Raw genomic sequence first — 15,833 nt, 5'->3', positions numbered from 1 at the left:
TCACACTCTTCATTGTACCATAATTTAGGTAGAAAATTATGGAAAAAGAAAAGACTTTTCCTTTTTGGTCCAAAAAGTATTTTCTATGATATAATTAAGGTAAGCGCTATTTTATTTGTTAGATTTGCCAAAGTAATTTTGGCAAATAGCTATAAAAGGAGTTCCATGAATAAGCAAGATATCTCTACGATTATCGACCTTCACTTTGAAGAGATGACCGATTTAGAGCAAGAAATTGCCCGCTATTTTCTGCAGGCAGATACCATAAATGATGACTTATCCTCTCAACAAGTCACGCAAAAACTTCATATTTCCCAGGCGGCGCTCACTCGTTTTGCCAAGAAGTGTGGTTTTAAGGGCTATCGAGAATTCATCTTCAAATATCAGCAACAAAGAGACACTCTTTCTGCTCCTCAACAGGATATGAATCCTTTGACTCAACGAGTTCTCAGAAGTTATGCAAATGTGCGAGAAATTTCTCAAGGATTGATTGACGATGAGCAGTTGGAACGTGTAGCTCAGATGATTGAGCAATCAGAACGCGTGTATTTTTTCGGAACTGGGAGTTCTGGTCTAGTCGCACGTGAGATGAAGCTACGTTTTATGAGATTGGGTGTCGTCTGTGAAGCCTTAACAGATCCAGACGGTTTTGCCTGGACGACTAGTATCATTGATGAAAAATGTTTGGTCTTTGGTTTTTCCCTCTCAGGAACAACACCGTCTATCATCGATAGTTTATTAGATGCCCAGGATATGGGAGCTAAGACAGTTCTATTTACAAGTGCACCGAATAAGGATACCCAAGCATTTACAGAAACAGTATTAGTCGCAAGCCAAAGCCAGGCCTCTTATATCCAACGAATCTCTGCTCAGCTTCCAATGCTGATTATCATTGATTTACTCTACGCTTATTTCCTAGAGATTGATCGCGAAAGTAAAGAAAAAATCTTTAATAGCTACTGGGAAAATAATCGATTAAATGGTTATCGCAGAAACACAAGAAATAGAAAACCCTGAAATTGAAAACCATTCAGGGTTTTCTGTTTGGAATAACTTTATCAACAAAAGGGAGTCCACTATGGGACTCCCTTTTTTAGTGTTTTAAAACACTTTCTTTGATTTAGTCTCTGCTAATCCTTCATCTCTTTTTTGAAGAGGAATAGCATCATTCCTGAAACAAGAGTGAGGGCAGGCAAGAGAGCTGAACTTACTTCTTCTCCTGTTGCCGGCAACTGTTTGCGTGAAGAATCTGCTACAGTTCCCTTAGCCTCTGCTAAAGGCTTATCTTCTCCCATAGGTTGTGGAGCAGGAGTTTCTACATTTGCTGGTGCACTTGGTTGAGCTGCATCCTTGTATACTACCGCATAGACACCTAGGTGTGGAGCTACAAATTCAAGTGCTGAACCTTTCTGTTCAAACTTCACTTCCTGCAATTCTTGATTTGCATTCATGGCATAGACATTGGCTACATCAGACGCCACAGCAACTTGAACAAGGACTGCACCTTTCAATTGAACAAGTTCGCCTTTCTCATTCTTCAATTGAATTTGATAAGCATCGAAACGGCGACCTTCCAAGACCTGATTAGCAACCTTATCGACCTCTAGAACAGAACCACCATTGAGGTCCCCTTCTCGAGCAATCAGTTTCAAGTTTGTTGATGAATCTTTCAAGACCTTCAATGTGCTATTAGTTGATGGACTTTCTTCCTTAGTTCCAACTTCGACGATGCGATCTTGGGCTTCCTCACGTTCAACCTTAACAACCTTACGGTTGTCACCATCGACTTCTACATAAGTCGTTACTTGTCCGTCTTTTCCTTCAGAAACGACTTTTTCCTTACCTTTAGCTAAATCAGCATTCTCACGGCGAACAGTCTTGAAGGCGATTGGTTCTTTCTCTACTTTTAGATTTGGTAGGTTAAAGTCCAAATTCATAACGCCTTCTGTCGGCATAGCAGTTCCTTCTTGAGTACCTACTTCAACGATGCGGTCTTGAGCTTCCTCACGTTCAACCTTAACAACCTTACGATCGCTGCCGTCAACTTCTACATAGGTCGTTACTTGTCCGTCTTTTCCTTCAGAAACGACTTGTTCCTTACCTTTAGCTAAGAGAGAATTTTCACGACGAATCGTATTGAAGGCAATCGGATCTGTCGTTACTTCAAGGCTTGGTTGAGTTACACTCAATTCTTTAACACCTTCAGTTGGAAGATTTGAATGTTTCACTTCCTCTTCTGGCTTACTTGGTTCTTCTGGTTTGCTTGGCTCCTCTGGTCTTGCAGGATCTTCTGGCTTACTTGGCTCCTCTGGTCTTGCAGGATCTTCTGGTTTGCTTGGCTCCTCTGGTCTTGCAGGTTCCTCTGGCTTACTTGGCTCCTCTGGTCTTGCAGGTTCCTCTGGCTTACTTGGATCCTCTGGTCTTGCAGGTTCCTCTGGTTTGCTTGGCTCCTCTGGTCTTGCAGGATCTTCTGGCTTACTTGGATCCTCTGGTCTTGCAGGATCTTCTGGCTTACTTGGCTCCTCTGGTCTTGCAGGTTCCTCTGGCTTACTTGGCTCCTCTGGTCTTGCAGGTTCCTCTGGCTTACTTGGCTCCTCTGGTCTTGCAGGATCTTCTGGCTTACTTGGCTCCTCTGGTCTTGCAGGTTCTTCTGGTTTGCTTGGCTCCTCTGGTCTTGCAGGTTCCTCTGGCTTACTTGGATCCTCTGGTCTTGCAGGATCCTCTGGCTTACTTGGCTCCTCTGGTCTTGCAGGATCCTCTGGAGCTGGTTCCTCTTTTGGTGTCGCCTGAAGATTGTTGATAGATGTCAAAGCGTCTTGCAAGGCCTTATCTACTGCATCCTGAGTCTTAGCTTCTTGGATAGCTGTCAAGGCTTGCTCTGTTAATGCAACTAGCTTCTTCTTAGCTTCCTTGTCATCACCGAGCTCAGCTGTTTTTCTTTCAATTGCTTCTGTCAGACTTGCCATGGCCTTGTCGTAGTTTGGTTCTTCTGGTTGCGCTGGTTCTTCTGGAGCCGGCTCCTCTTTCGGAGTCGCCTGAAGACTGTTGATAGATGCCAAAGCTGCTTGCAAGGCCTTATCTACTGCATCCTGAGTCTTAGCTTCTTGGATAGCTGTCAAGGCTTGCTCTGTTAATGCAACTAGCTTCTTCTTAGCTTCCTTGTCATCACCAAGTTCAGCTGTTTTTCTTTCAATCGCTTCGGTCAGACTTGCCATAGCCTTGTCATAGTTTGGTTCTTCTGGCTGTTCTGGTGTTGGCGTATCATCTGTGCCATAATTTTCTTCCTTATCAAGGATCGTTTGCAAAGCTGCTGCTGTCTTCAGAACTTCTTGTGCATTGGCTTCACTTGCTGAAAGTTGCTCAGATAATTTATCCAAGTTTGACTTGAAGGCTTGACGTGCCTCTGGAGTATTCTTCAAGCTTGTCTGGTCAAACTTAACCAACTCATCCTTCCAGTTCTTCATGGCTTGGATTAACTCTGCTTTGGTATAAAGAGCACTACCTTCACCATGAGTGATGAACTGGTCAACTTGGATACCAATATTTCTCGTAGTATCATTACGTTTTGGATCCAATTGCAAGGTTACAGCATGCCAACCTTCTTCGAGTCCAGTCAAACGAACAAGAGTCTGACCACCTTGACGAGTAGTGGCTGTACCACTGAAGTACTTCTTACCGTTGTACTCAGAAGCATTACCTAGGCCATCTTGATACTCGACTTTTCTACCGTCTAAGGTTACTTTGTAGATACCATGTCCTGGATCCACATATCCTTTGATCTCAAGACCTGTTCCGTAGAAGTAGGCTGTTACGCTGGCATTTTTCTTCTGCTCTTCTGTCAAACGTCCAAATGACGCCCATGATTCTGTATTTTGGTATTTATCAGCTGAGTTCGTTTCATGGTTCCAACCTGGACTATAGTCAAGCTGAGTTGCCTGATCGTCATAGCTTGTTTGGTCTTTTAGGAGCAATTCTGCCTTCATCACTCGAATAGTAGCTTCTGAAGCAAAACCAAGAAGGGCATTGTCAGAAACACTAGTCATTTTCACTTTGAAGTCAAAGATTGAATCAGCTTGCTCTGTAAAGTCGATAGTTGGAATCGTGATTGTTTTCTCAGTTTCACCATCTTGGAAGGTTAAGTCAGCTGTTGTGTCCTTGTACACTTTACCATGAACCCCTGTTCCTGGCTCTGTTACAACATGGACTGTTGCTGTTCCTTTGCTACCACCAACACGCTTAATGGTTACAGTAACTGGTTGGCCTTTTTGAACTTCATAGGTCGTTTCTTTCATCTCAAACATACCTTTACCAGCATTGTTGAGCGTGTAGATACCTTCCGTTGCAATAGCTTTACCAGTTTTGTTAACGAGTTTGATGGTATGTTCACCTGGAGCCAAGTCTTCAGTTTCATAAACCATCTGGCTACGTTTACGAGCTGCATTATTGGTTTGTACGTCTGCAACCTTTTGACCATCCACATAAACTGACATTTCACCGTGATTTGGATCCACTGTAGATACGACATAAGCCTTAGTTCCATTGAAACGGTAGGTTACGCTAGCATCTTTTTGATTGGTCCACATGGATGTTCCACGAACGCCTTCAGATTCGTCATACCAGGTTGTATTTGCTTTGTCAGCTGTTGTGTTTGAATGGTAATCCAAGCCTAGAGGATAGCCATCTGTTTTTTCGATACTACTTGGTGTCTTATAAACAGAGAAGTTTGTCAAAATAGGAGTTGCTTGTGAATTCGTGATAGTCACACGAATCTTTTGTGCTTCCACGGGTTGACCTTGGACAAGACGACGATAACCAACAGTCGAACCTTCTCCATATGGAACCCAGCGACCATTAAGCTCAACTTCAACCTTAAATCCAGAGATACGTTGACCTTTAGCAATATCTTCTTTGAGTTCGACTACGTCAAAGCGTCTCTTTTGACCGAGATCCACAGTAAATTCACCTGTCTTGGCATCATTTGACAATGCCCAACTAGTATCATCCTTACCATCTGTTAGGTTGCTTGCTTGATACAAGTGATTCTTACGAGTAGAGCTTGCAGTTACAGTTGCTCCCTTGGCGAAGTCAGTCGCATACATTTGATCCAAGGTTGCTCGGAATTCTTTCAAGCGAGCGACGTCTGCGTCTGCGAATTTACCTTCTTTATTAGGTGGAATATTGAGGAGAAGTGGCGTTCCACGACCAACAGACTTGAAGTAGATATCCATCAAATCTTTGATTGATTTTGGCTGTTGATTGTCATGGTAGAACCAACCTGAACGGATAGAAACGTCTGCTTCACCAACTGAGTACATATCTCCTTCTGGATCTCCATGGTTGAGATATTCATTCTTCACATCATCAGTGATTTTAGCTTTCTTGACCTTATGCCAAACTGGATCTCCTGCGATACCACGTTCATTACCGATCCAACGGACACTTGTCGGTTGAGCAGAGAAGATAGCGATATCTCCTTCAGCTTCCTTGATGTACTTGAACCACTCATCAAAGGTATACGTTACTTTTTGAGCTCCGCTACCACGCGCACCGTCCATCCAAACTTCGATGAATTTACCTTTGTTTCCGTATTTAGGATTGCCAAGAATTTCCTTGAGTTGGTTGAGGTAGTATTCGTTGTACTCTTTCTCAGTTGCAACATGATATTTAGGATGGTTGGCATCCCATGGTGATAAGTAAACACCCATATTCATGTCATACTTAGTCGCTGATTTAGAGATTTCTTCGAGAAGGTCACCCTTACCATCTTTCCATGGACTTGCAGCCACCGTGTGGTCTGTATATTTAGATGGATAAATCACAAATCCGTCATGGTGTTTTACAACCATGATTGTTCGTTTGAATCCAGCATCCTTCAAAGTCTTAATCCACTGATCTGTATCAAGGTTTGTTGGATTGAAGTACTGAGGATTTTCTCTACCGTTCCCCCACTCAGAGTTGGTATAGGTGTTCATACCATAGTGGATAAAGGCAGCCAATTCTTCCTTGTGGTAGTCCAATTGAGCCTTGCTTGGAAGTGGACCGTAAGCAGCAATTTCTGTTTCTTCATCTTTTGGATCAACTACTGGAGTTACAGGAGTTGCTGGTTTTGGATCTTCAATCTTTTCGTATTCAAAAATAACTTCATTCACCCCTTTATGCTTGATAGTTGCTTCTTGACTTGCATTTACTGCACGATAACCTGCAATTTCTTTGGCTTGGAAATTATGAACAAAGGAAACATCGTATTCTTTACCTTCGTTATTATCCACATCTGCAGTTGTCAACTCTTTATCAGAATCTTTTAAGCGATAGTGAACCTCAAAGGAACCTTTGTTCACTTTATAAACCACCTTGATGACGCGAGTTCCTGCAGGAGCCTTACTCACAACACTATAATCATCTTCCCAAGCGTCTTTCAATTGTTTATTGACAGCTTTGCCATCAATCGACACAATCTCATATTTTTCTTTATTCTTCTTGAAGAAGTCAGTCTTTTCAATTTCTGTTTTATAGTTATAGTTGAATTGAGCGCCAACTTCTGCCTTATCTACAAAAGTATCGTTTTCTTTGACTGGGTTATCATTTTGGTCCACATGCTCGATAACTACACGGCCATAGTCAACGCCTTCAAGGAGAGTTGCTACACCACTTTCATCGAATGAATATTTGTTTTCACCGATAACTGCTGTCTTATTTCGAAGCATTTCTCCCTCTGGAGTGAAATAATAACGGCTACCGTTATCGCCTTGATACCAGCCTTTAACACCGTATTTATCAATGACGCCTTTAGCCCATGCTAATTGTTCTGGAGACAAGACTAGACCTCCACCGAAGCGGTCTTTTTCAGCAATGTTCGCATTATCAACAGTACCACGTTGGTGGATCCCAATGACCTTACCATCACCGTTGATGATCCCACCACCAGAAAGACCTGATACAGAAGTCAAACGATAGGTAACACCTACTGTTCCCTTATCATCATACTTTTCAGTATCTCTAACGACACCGTCTGCCTTATACAATTGACCTGGCACAATCGGCTCCTTCAATTCTGGAGAAGTTGAATCTGTAGGATAGCCAATTGTGCTCACAGGTTCTCCAGCTTTGTATTCCCGATGCTCTGCTAACGGAGTAAAGGTTGCTGCCTTATTGGGACTTGCAATCTGTACTGGAACTGGAGCTACGACCAAGGCTAGGTCATTTTTGTACCCTTCGCCAAACTTTTCTTTATTCCAGAAATGAATATCCTTTTCTTGGAACAAAACAGTTTTTCCTGAAGTTGGCAAAGATCTTTCTTTTGGAGTATTAGAACCGACATTGTAGTAGAACTTAGCAGTATCACCACCTAAGATATTACCAGCATTGGTTTCGGCATCCTTCTTCAAGAAATTGTGAGCGACTGTCAGCATGATATTTGGAGCCACAAAGATACCTGAACCTGAATTGAGGTAACGCTGAGTTCCACCGTCTGCTAGAGGTGAACTGAAGATTGTGTAAATCATGGTAGCCGATGTAGCTGGTTGCCCCTCATAATTGATATGCTTAAGGTCTTGACCACCATTGATAATGGCTCTATTTTCTTTTTCACCTTCAGTTGTACTTGCTTCTTCAGCTTTTAAAATACTTTTAGTTTCAACTTTCGGGCTATCTTTTTCTGATACAATAGCTGAGGTATCCAGTTTTTTCACTGGTGTATCAGGATAGGCACGGTCAGGAATTTCTTCTGGAAGTAAATCTCCAGCCTCTTCAGTAGTTTTAGTTTCTTCTGTTACTTTTTCTGAAGCAGGAGCTGCTTGTTTAGCAACTTCTTCTTTAACAGGACTCACTACTTCTTTAGTTTCCTTAACTGCTTCCGCTTTTTCTTTATCGACATCGATTACTTCTTTGACTTGACCTTCTACTTCCAGTTTTGGCTCTGTCACAACTTCGTTAGCGGCAACATTTCCAGATGCAAAAAAAGCCAGTCCAACTGCCACAGAGGCTACACCAACCGTTAGTTTACGAATACTGAATATACGACTTCTTTCAAAAAAATACTGTTTCATCAAATTCTCCTAATGAACAAAAGCAGTCAGCTACTGCAAGAGCCCAGTTTCTGCTGGCGACAATTTTATTTCTCAGTACCTACTATAAAACTCTTCTTCCTCCCACTCTTATCTTCTGTTAAATTCATTTTTAGAAATCGCTTACATTTTTTCTAAATAAAAAAATGACTTGATTTTGCAAATGCTTTTTCGAGATTTCTCAGTATAATAAATATACTATATTATTCCAAGAAATGCAAGGGCTTCCAAAGTTTTATTAAAGTTTTACCTAACTTTTTTCCTGCCAAAAAAACCTAAATTGGCAAAGCCAATTTAGGACTGTTTGGTTCTGAAATGATAATATGCTCCGAGCATACCAGCAGTATTCTGATGGTGGGCAAATTCAAGTCGAGTCTTGTCTGCCAAGCTTGGAACAAGCGAATCTTTCAAAGCCTTACGGATTTTTGGTTTCAAAATTGCTTCTTGCCCCATGATACCACCACCAAGGATGACAACTTCTGGATTGGCAACATAACAAATATTTGCGAGACCCTTACCAAGGTAATCCACCATACGGTCAATCCCCTCCATACAGAGTTTATTGCCTTCGGTAGCTTCTTTGAAAATTCTGCGACCGTTCCACTGTTCCACTTCATCTCCATGTGCGTCTGCTACATACTTAACAAGAGCTGTCGTAGACGCTAAATCCTGGAAGGCTCCATCCTGCATGTGCAGATAACCAACCTCACAGGCAGAATTACTAAAGCCATGGAAAACTTGGCCATCAATGATTAAGCAACCACCGATACCTGTTCCAATTGTCAAACAAAGGGTAATACTTGCACCCTTTCCTGAACCAGAGACAGCTTCAGCAAGCCCTGCACAGTTAACATCATTTTCAATTTCACAAGGAATATTAAAGCTAGCTTCAATTTCCTTTTTAAATTGGGTTCCGGCATAATTTGGAATCTGTGGACCAGCATAGAAAATTTCACCCTTATCAGGATCAACCATTCCCGCTGAGGAAATGGCTACACCTGACACTGGTCCTTTTTCTAGATAGCTAGCTACGATATCTTTTGTTTTCTGTAAGATGTGTGGACCACCCTTATGAGCCTCAGTCGCTACTTCGTTAGACTCTACAAGTTGTCCATCTTGGTCAATTAAACCGTATTTGATATTAGTTCCACCAATATCAATTGCAACGTAATTAGTCATAAAGCCTCCTATTGATTAGAGGAAACGCTCCTTAGTTTCACGAATCAATTGAGCAGCTGCTTCTACAACTGGACGATCTTCTTCGGTCACTGGTGTAAGTGGAGAACGAACTGATCCGATGTTAAGTCCTTCATTGATTTTCAAGACTTCTTTAATCACACAGTACATATTCCCATGAGCTGCAGTCAATTTACCGATGATAGCGTTGATAGCGTATTGTAATTCACGCGCTGTTTCTAGGTCTTTATCCGCAATCAATTGGTTGAGTTTCAAGAAGAGTTCTGGCATAGCACCATAAGTACCACCGATACCAGCTTTTGCTCCCATGAGACGTCCGCCTAAGAACTGCTCGTCTGGTCCGTTAAAGACGATATGGTCATCGCCACCAAGGCTAACGAATGTTTGGATATCTTGAACTGGCATTGAAGAATTTTTAACACCAATGACACGTGGGTTTTTCAACATTTCTGTGTAAAGACTTGGAGTCAAAGCAACACCTGCCAATTGAGGAATGTTATAAATGACATAGTCTGTGTTTGGTGCAGCAGCACTGATATCGTTCCAGTATTTAGCAACTGAGTACTCAGGCAAACGGAAGTAAATTGGTGGGATTGTTGCAATAGCATCAACACCCAAGCTTTCTGCATGACGAGCCAATTCAATACTATCTTTGGTATTGTTACAAGCTACGTGAGCAATGATGGTCAATTTACCTTTGGCAACTGCCATAACTTCTTCTAAGATCAATTTACGGTCTTCTACACTTTGGTAGATACACTCACCTGAAGAACCATTAACGTAAAGTCCTTGAACACCTTTATCAATAAAGTATTGTACCAAGGCACGAGTACGTTCTGGGCTAACTTCACCCGCATCATCATAACATGCGTAGAAGGCAGGAATGACACCTTCATATTTTTTTAAATCTGACATAGATTTCTCCTAAGATTTCTTTTTTCTGCTTTGAGCAGATGATTTTTTACTATTTTAGTATACACCTTGTAAAAAGCGCTTTCAATACATCTCAGCCACTTAGATTTTAATTTCTATTCATCTCCCATAGCTTTTCTTGTTTGAAAGTAGTTTCATGTCGTTTTCAATCTGCTTGATATTTAGCAAACAATTTTTCCATTAGTCCAGCTTGGCAAAAGGCAAGAAGACCAAAGCCAAAAAGTAGAAATGCTGAACCACCAAGCACTAGAGTAAAGCCTGATAGATAGAGAAGCATAATAATTAATAAAATAATCGCAAGCATCAAGAAGAACCAAACGAAGTTAAAGCTGACCAAAAGTAAGCCCTTTTGAAGAACTTCTTTCCAAGTTAATTCATAACGTGCAGCAATTGGATAGCTAGCCAACATAACTAGGGTTAAAAATATCAGAATTCCCAAGCAAATAGCTTTAATGAGCTGAAAGGCAACACCAGTTTGACTCCAAAATAGTGATAAGTCAACCACACTGATCAAAAAGATTCCTAATTCCAGCAAACCTAACTGAAAACCTAATTTCAAATTTTGCTTAAAGGCTCTAATATAGATTTTGAAAACAGGAATACGACGGCTGCGCTTCACTTCAAAGATTGTCTGATAGAGACTGATTTTAGCTACTCCAATAGTCACAATAGGCAAACAAGACACAACAAAGAGTAGGTTAACCGTCACGATATCTAAAACTTTCTCGCAAAAACGCATCAGAAAGTTATCCGTATCGAATGCCGCTTTTATCAATCCAGATCCTTTATGTGCCATTGTTTCTCCTCCTAATTGACTAATCGATTAAAATTTTAAATAAATATTTGCGAACTTTATCTTCCATACCTGCATAACCGTTAGGCTGATGAGGTTCTCCTGGGAAGAAAACTGCAAAATTGTGATATCCCAACAAGAGTTGGTATTGTTCGTGACAATGAACAAAGCCAATATCGCTAGCTTCATCAAAGGCTACAGCCTCATCTTTGATGCGAGAACCGTAGCTAGAATACTCATGTCCTTCAACTAACAAATGTAAGTCTGCATAGTTTTTATGATGCTCAAAGCGATCATTTTCTTCTTTATTGAGAACATTTCCCTGTACAACTAAGAAGACCTTATCTCCATCAATATCGTATTTACCCAATTCAAAAGTATCTTTACGATGCTCATAGAGATAATCAATAGCCTTATCCAGATTTGGGTGAATTCCCTTGTAAAAGCTAATGTTTTTTAAATCATCAAAAATCATAGTAATTTCCTTTACCTGATTGTTATCTTCAGACACAAAATGTCTAGCCAGTAAGTTTATAAGTGTCTAACAAAACTTCATGAAGTAAGCAACTCCTCTCCATTTTGTAGACACTTATAATACTATATCGTTTTCAATAAATAGATTTCCTATTCTCAATTAAAATTGAAGAGCAAACTAGGAAGCAATCCGCAGGCTGTACTTGAGTACGGCAAGGAGTCGCTGACGTGGTTTGAATTCAATTTTCGCAGAGTATTAACCTTTGACCGCTCCCATAGTAATCCCTTGAGTGAAGGATTTTTGGAAGACAAGGAAGACTGTTACGATTGGCACAGCTGCAAGAGCAGCCCCTGCCATAATTAAACCATAGTTGGTTGCCATCTCAGCCTGCATAGTCGCAACCCCGAGTGAGATGGTCAAGTTGTTACGAGATGTCAACATAACCAACTGCATGAAGTAGTCATTCCATGTATTGATGAAGGTAAAGATTGCAAGAGCTGCAAATCCTGGTTTCACAATAGGGAAGGCTACGCTCCAGAAAGTACGAATCTCACCGCATCCGTCAATCTTAGCAGATTCAAGCAATTCTGTTGGAATGTTTTCACTGAACTGTTTCATGAGGAAGACCCCAAATGGCCATCCGATCAAAGGCAAGATAACCGCCCAAAGAGTGTCATGGATTCCCATGAAGTTGACGATACGTACCAATGGTACAAGGACAACTTGTTTTGGAAGAGCCATGGCAGCGATAAAGATAGCAAAGAGGATGCGTTGACCGTAGAAACGTTTCTTAGCCAATACATAACCTGCTAGTGAAGAGGTCGCACAAACCAAGAACATAGTTACCAACGAAATGAAGACTGAGTTCCACATCCATTGCAAGGCTGGGTTTTGCACCATCAATTGTTGGAAGTTCTCCATTGTTGGAGCTTTAGGGAACCATTGTGGTGGAATCATAATGGTATCCGGTTGTGATTTGAATGCACCTGTCAAAATCCAGTAGAATGGAAAGATAAAGAGTACAGTCAATAAAAGCAAGAAGATGGTTGAAATAACAGTGAAGGCTGTTAAAGGTTTCTTTTGTGTAGATTGCATAGCTGTCTCCTTTCTATTAATATTCTACGTCGTTTCCAAGTACTTTAAATTGAACAAAGCTGACAATTGCGATCATAACTGCCAAGAATACACCAATAGTATTGGCATAGCCATACTCAGTCAATTGGAAGGCTTTTTCGTATAGGTAGTACATAAGTGTACTTGTTGAGTAGTTTGGACCACCGGAAGTCAAAAGCTGAATCAAAGCGAAACACTGGAATGAGTTGATTGTTGTAATGATTGCGATATAAAGAGTTGTTGGAAGAAGGCTTGGCCATTTAATCTTCCAGAAAACTTGTAACTCAGTTGCTCCGTCGACACGCGCCGCTTCTACAAGTGAGTTATCAATATTACCCATTGCAGCGATGTAAAGGATGATTGGTTGACCAACTGATGTTGTCAAAAGAATAATCATAATCGCCATCAAAGCCCAGTTTTTGTCACCCAACCAAGAAATGTTTTGGCTAATGATATGGCTTGACTTAAGCACGAAATTCAAAATACCTGATAGAGGATCATATATCCATTTCCATACAACCGTTACGGCAACACTACCTGTTACAACAGGAAGGAAGAATACGAAACGATAGAAGGATCTAGCAACTGCATTTTGTTGGTAAGTTTGTGATGCCACAAATAGTGAAAAGAGTACAACGACTGGTACAGATCCGATAACTAAGATTACGGTATTAATTAAAGACTTCATAAAGACTGGGTCTTTAAACATACGAATATAGTTGTCCAATCCTATAAATTCAAAACTTGTCATCGAGTAGTTAAAGAAACTAGTGATGAATCCCATGATCATTGGAGCTAGGACAAAGACGGTAAAGAAGATTAATACTGGTGCTAAGAAAGCATAAGAAACAATTGTTTCTCTCATGCGAATTTTATTGACTTTCACAGTCGGCACCTCACTTTCAAATAGTTTTTGTTTTTTGATTGTTGTCTGACATTGATGTAAAATCAAAATGAAATTTTTTCCAAGAAAAGCCTATGTAAGAACTTCATTTTAATTTTGACCTGTCAGTTCCTTACATTTTCAAACAAAAGTCCCCCTTTTCGTACACAGATATGCACAGGGAAAAGGGGGGATTTTACTTTTTATTTAGGGCTTATTGTTTAGCTGCTTTTTTGATAGTTTCATTCGCTTTTTCAGTGAATGCCTTCAAAGCTGCAGCAGGTTCTTGGTCACCATTAGATACTGCTTGCAACATTGGGAACCATAGAGTTCTCATTTCAGCAAATCCGTCGATTGTGTTGTAGTATGGAGAGTAGTATTGAGTCCAACCACTGATAGTTTCCATACGTTTATCATCATAAAGTTTTCCAAATGAAGTACGAACTGGGAAGGCACCTGTACGAACTACGTCTTTAGGACCCCATTCTTTATCATCAGCGATGAATTGGATGAATTTCTTAGCAGCAGCAACTTTCTTTTCATCTTTGTTGTTAAATACTGCAAATCCGTTTACAAGGTACTCAAGAGCTGGTTTGCCTGAATCAGATGGGAATGGAACTTCTACCACTTCAACTTTACTTGCTTCCAACAATTTAGCTTGGATACCGTTTTGAGCTGGTGCCCAAAGGATTGTGTATGATGTTTGACCATTTGCAAAGTTTTGGATGTCTGCTCCACCGTCAAATTGTGAACCGTTGTTCAACAAACCATCTTTAATCCAGCTAGTTGCTTTTTCAAGACCTTTGACGAACTTAGGATCGTCAGTTGTGTATTTAGTAACTTCTTTGTCTGTTACAGAACCGCCGTAAAGGTTAGCGATGAAGGCACGTGTTCCTTGGTCTCCCCCTTGACCAGAACTGAACAATGAACCTGGAGTGTATCCTTTGTCTTTAAGTGCTTTCAAGACTTTTTCAAAATCATCTGTTGTCCAACCTTCTTTAACAAGGTTAGCTACACCAGCATCTTCCAACATTTTCTTGTTCATAGCCATGTAGAATGGTGCAGAACTGATTGGATACATGTATGCTTTATCACCAGCTTTACTTGCTTTAATGATGTTTTCATTGTTAACATCTTTAACAAATTCATCTGTAAAGAGGTCATTCAACTCAGCTAATTTACCATTTTTACCGTAATTAATGATACGACCTGGTGCATCGAAAAGTACATCTGGAGCAGTTCCAGCTTCAATAGCTGTCGTGATTTTTTCTGGACCAGATTTGAAGTCGATTGTTTCTAGTTTAACTTTGATATCTGGGTTTGCTTTTTCGAAAGCTTCGATGATAGATTTTTCATAAGTTCCTACACCGTCACCTGTTTTTTCTTGTGTGAAGACAGGGAATGCCCACCAAGTAATTTCTGTAGTTGCAGCAGAGTCGCCACCTGATTTAGCCGCATCTTTGTTAGCGTCTGATTTGCCACAAGCAGCAAGAGATAGAACAGCAGCACCCGCAAGTACTGTACAAGCTAGTTTTCTAAATTTCATTAGTATTCTCCTAAATGATGGTATGCGTATCCGAAACGGATAATGAGTATTGACAACTTTGTATACGTTTACATTTTATTTTACTAATCAACCACTCTCCTCATGTTTTAATTGTCTTATTTGAGACCCGCAACAAATCGTTCCGTGATCTCTTTTGGTCTAGTAATAGCGCCACCAACTACGATGCCTCGCACTCCGTAACCTAGGATTTGCTTAGCCTGTTCTGGTGTATGAATTTTTCCTTCTGCGATGACGTCTACACCTGCATCGCATAGTTTCTTGATGAGTTCAAAATCTGGACCATCCACTTTTGGACTATAAGATGTGTAGCCTGACAAGGTTGTTCCGACAAAGTCGATTCCCGCCTCAACTGCTGTTAGTCCTTCTTCAAAGGTACTTGTGTCAGCCATCAAGAGTTGGTTTGGATATTTTTCTTTGATTTGACGGATAAATTCTTGAATCTCTAGGCCATCATGGCGTTCTCTCTTTGTACAATCAAGAGCAATCACCTCAATATCTAGAGCTGCTAGTTCATCAACTTCTTTCATAGTAGCTGTGATGAATGGTTCCTGTGGTGGATAATCACGTTTGATAATTCCGATAATCGGAAGATTTGTGACCTCTTTGATTTCCTTAATATCCCGAACACTATTTGCTCGGATACCGACTGCTCCACCTTGCTCAGCCGCTTTGACTAGCAAGGGCATTACACCTCCCGCTTCTGTATAAAGCGGTTCGTGAGGAAGTGCCTGACAAGAAACGATGATTCCATCTTTAATCTGCTCAATCAAGGCTTCTTTACTAATCTGTGGCATCCACTTTCCTCCTTT

10 protein-coding genes are annotated in these 15,833 nt (G+C 40.7%); 1 reads left to right on the top strand and 9 read right to left on the bottom strand.

What is annotated here, in order from left to right:
- The first annotated feature begins 165 nt into the window (after positions 1–165).
- Positions 166–1,017 carry a MurR/RpiR family transcriptional regulator gene (locus QM923_RS07595; protein WP_414291431.1) on the top strand — a complete coding sequence of 284 codons (852 nt, stop codon included), beginning with the start codon at positions 166–168 and terminating at the stop codon, positions 1,015–1,017.
- 113 nt (positions 1,018–1,130) lie between these two features.
- Here QM923_RS07595 and QM923_RS07590 read toward each other — a convergent pair whose 3' ends face one another.
- From QM923_RS07590 to QM923_RS07550, 9 genes are all read right to left on the bottom strand, one after another.
- Entirely contained in the window at positions 1,131–8,045 is a 6,915-nt protein-coding gene (locus QM923_RS07590) for an alpha-L-fucosidase (RefSeq protein ID WP_414291430.1), read from the bottom strand.
- Between the two features lie 312 nt (positions 8,046–8,357).
- Positions 8,358–9,242 carry an ROK family protein gene (locus QM923_RS07585; protein WP_414291429.1) on the bottom strand — a complete coding sequence of 295 codons (885 nt, stop codon included), beginning with the start codon at positions 9,240–9,242 and terminating at the stop codon, positions 8,358–8,360.
- A gap of 15 nt (positions 9,243–9,257) precedes the next feature.
- Positions 9,258–10,175, bottom strand: coding sequence for a dihydrodipicolinate synthase family protein (locus QM923_RS07580; protein WP_006149428.1), 918 nt, complete (start codon positions 10,173–10,175; stop codon positions 9,258–9,260).
- Between the two features lie 163 nt (positions 10,176–10,338).
- Positions 10,339–10,989 (bottom strand): YesL family protein, encoded by a 651-nt coding sequence (locus QM923_RS07575; protein WP_004250816.1) that lies wholly within the window; start codon positions 10,987–10,989, stop codon positions 10,339–10,341.
- 19 nt (positions 10,990–11,008) lie between these two features.
- Positions 11,009–11,461: a NanQ anomerase/TabA/YiaL family protein gene (locus QM923_RS07570; RefSeq protein ID WP_414291428.1), complete on the bottom strand. Its 453-nt coding sequence runs from the start codon at positions 11,459–11,461 to the stop codon at positions 11,009–11,011.
- Between the two features lie 255 nt (positions 11,462–11,716).
- The gene (locus QM923_RS07565) at positions 11,717–12,556 is read right to left on the bottom strand and encodes a carbohydrate ABC transporter permease (protein ID WP_004250812.1); all 840 of its coding nucleotides are present in this window, start codon (positions 12,554–12,556) and stop codon (positions 11,717–11,719) included.
- Between the two features lie 16 nt (positions 12,557–12,572).
- The gene (locus tag QM923_RS07560; protein ID WP_414291427.1) at positions 12,573–13,439 is read right to left on the bottom strand and encodes a carbohydrate ABC transporter permease; all 867 of its coding nucleotides are present in this window, start codon (positions 13,437–13,439) and stop codon (positions 12,573–12,575) included.
- 232 nt (positions 13,440–13,671) lie between these two features.
- Positions 13,672–15,003 carry an ABC transporter substrate-binding protein gene (locus QM923_RS07555; RefSeq protein ID WP_414291426.1) on the bottom strand — a complete coding sequence of 444 codons (1,332 nt, stop codon included), beginning with the start codon at positions 15,001–15,003 and terminating at the stop codon, positions 13,672–13,674.
- Between the two features lie 116 nt (positions 15,004–15,119).
- A complete protein-coding gene (locus QM923_RS07550; protein WP_006152943.1) occupies positions 15,120–15,818 on the bottom strand; it encodes an N-acetylmannosamine-6-phosphate 2-epimerase in 699 nt (232 codons plus the stop codon).
- Between the last annotated feature and the right edge of the window lie 15 nt (positions 15,819–15,833).

Source organism: Streptococcus infantis, from assembly GCF_047463275.1.
Taxonomy (GTDB): Bacteria; Bacillota; Bacilli; order Lactobacillales; family Streptococcaceae; genus Streptococcus; species Streptococcus infantis_AF.
The sequence above is the reverse complement of the archived record's forward strand: the minus strand, read 5'-3'. Positions and strand labels throughout refer to the sequence as shown.

Coding starts and splice junctions, on each gene's coding strand:
- QM923_RS07595 (WP_414291431.1), top strand. CDS start 166: ATGAATAAGCAAGATATCTCTACGATTATCGACCTTCACTTTGAAGAG.
- QM923_RS07590 (WP_414291430.1), bottom strand. CDS start 8,045: ATGAAACAGTATTTTTTTGAAAGAAGTCGTATATTCAGTATTCGTAAA.
- QM923_RS07585 (WP_414291429.1), bottom strand. CDS start 9,242: ATGACTAATTACGTTGCAATTGATATTGGTGGAACTAATATCAAATAC.
- QM923_RS07580 (WP_006149428.1), bottom strand. CDS start 10,175: ATGTCAGATTTAAAAAAATATGAAGGTGTCATTCCTGCCTTCTACGCA.
- QM923_RS07575 (WP_004250816.1), bottom strand. CDS start 10,989: ATGGCACATAAAGGATCTGGATTGATAAAAGCGGCATTCGATACGGAT.
- QM923_RS07570 (WP_414291428.1), bottom strand. CDS start 11,461: ATGATTTTTGATGATTTAAAAAACATTAGCTTTTACAAGGGAATTCAC.
- QM923_RS07565 (WP_004250812.1), bottom strand. CDS start 12,556: ATGCAATCTACACAAAAGAAACCTTTAACAGCCTTCACTGTTATTTCA.
- QM923_RS07560 (WP_414291427.1), bottom strand. CDS start 13,439: ATGAGAGAAACAATTGTTTCTTATGCTTTCTTAGCACCAGTATTAATC.
- QM923_RS07555 (WP_414291426.1), bottom strand. CDS start 15,003: ATGAAATTTAGAAAACTAGCTTGTACAGTACTTGCGGGTGCTGCTGTT.
- QM923_RS07550 (WP_006152943.1), bottom strand. CDS start 15,818: ATGCCACAGATTAGTAAAGAAGCCTTGATTGAGCAGATTAAAGATGGA.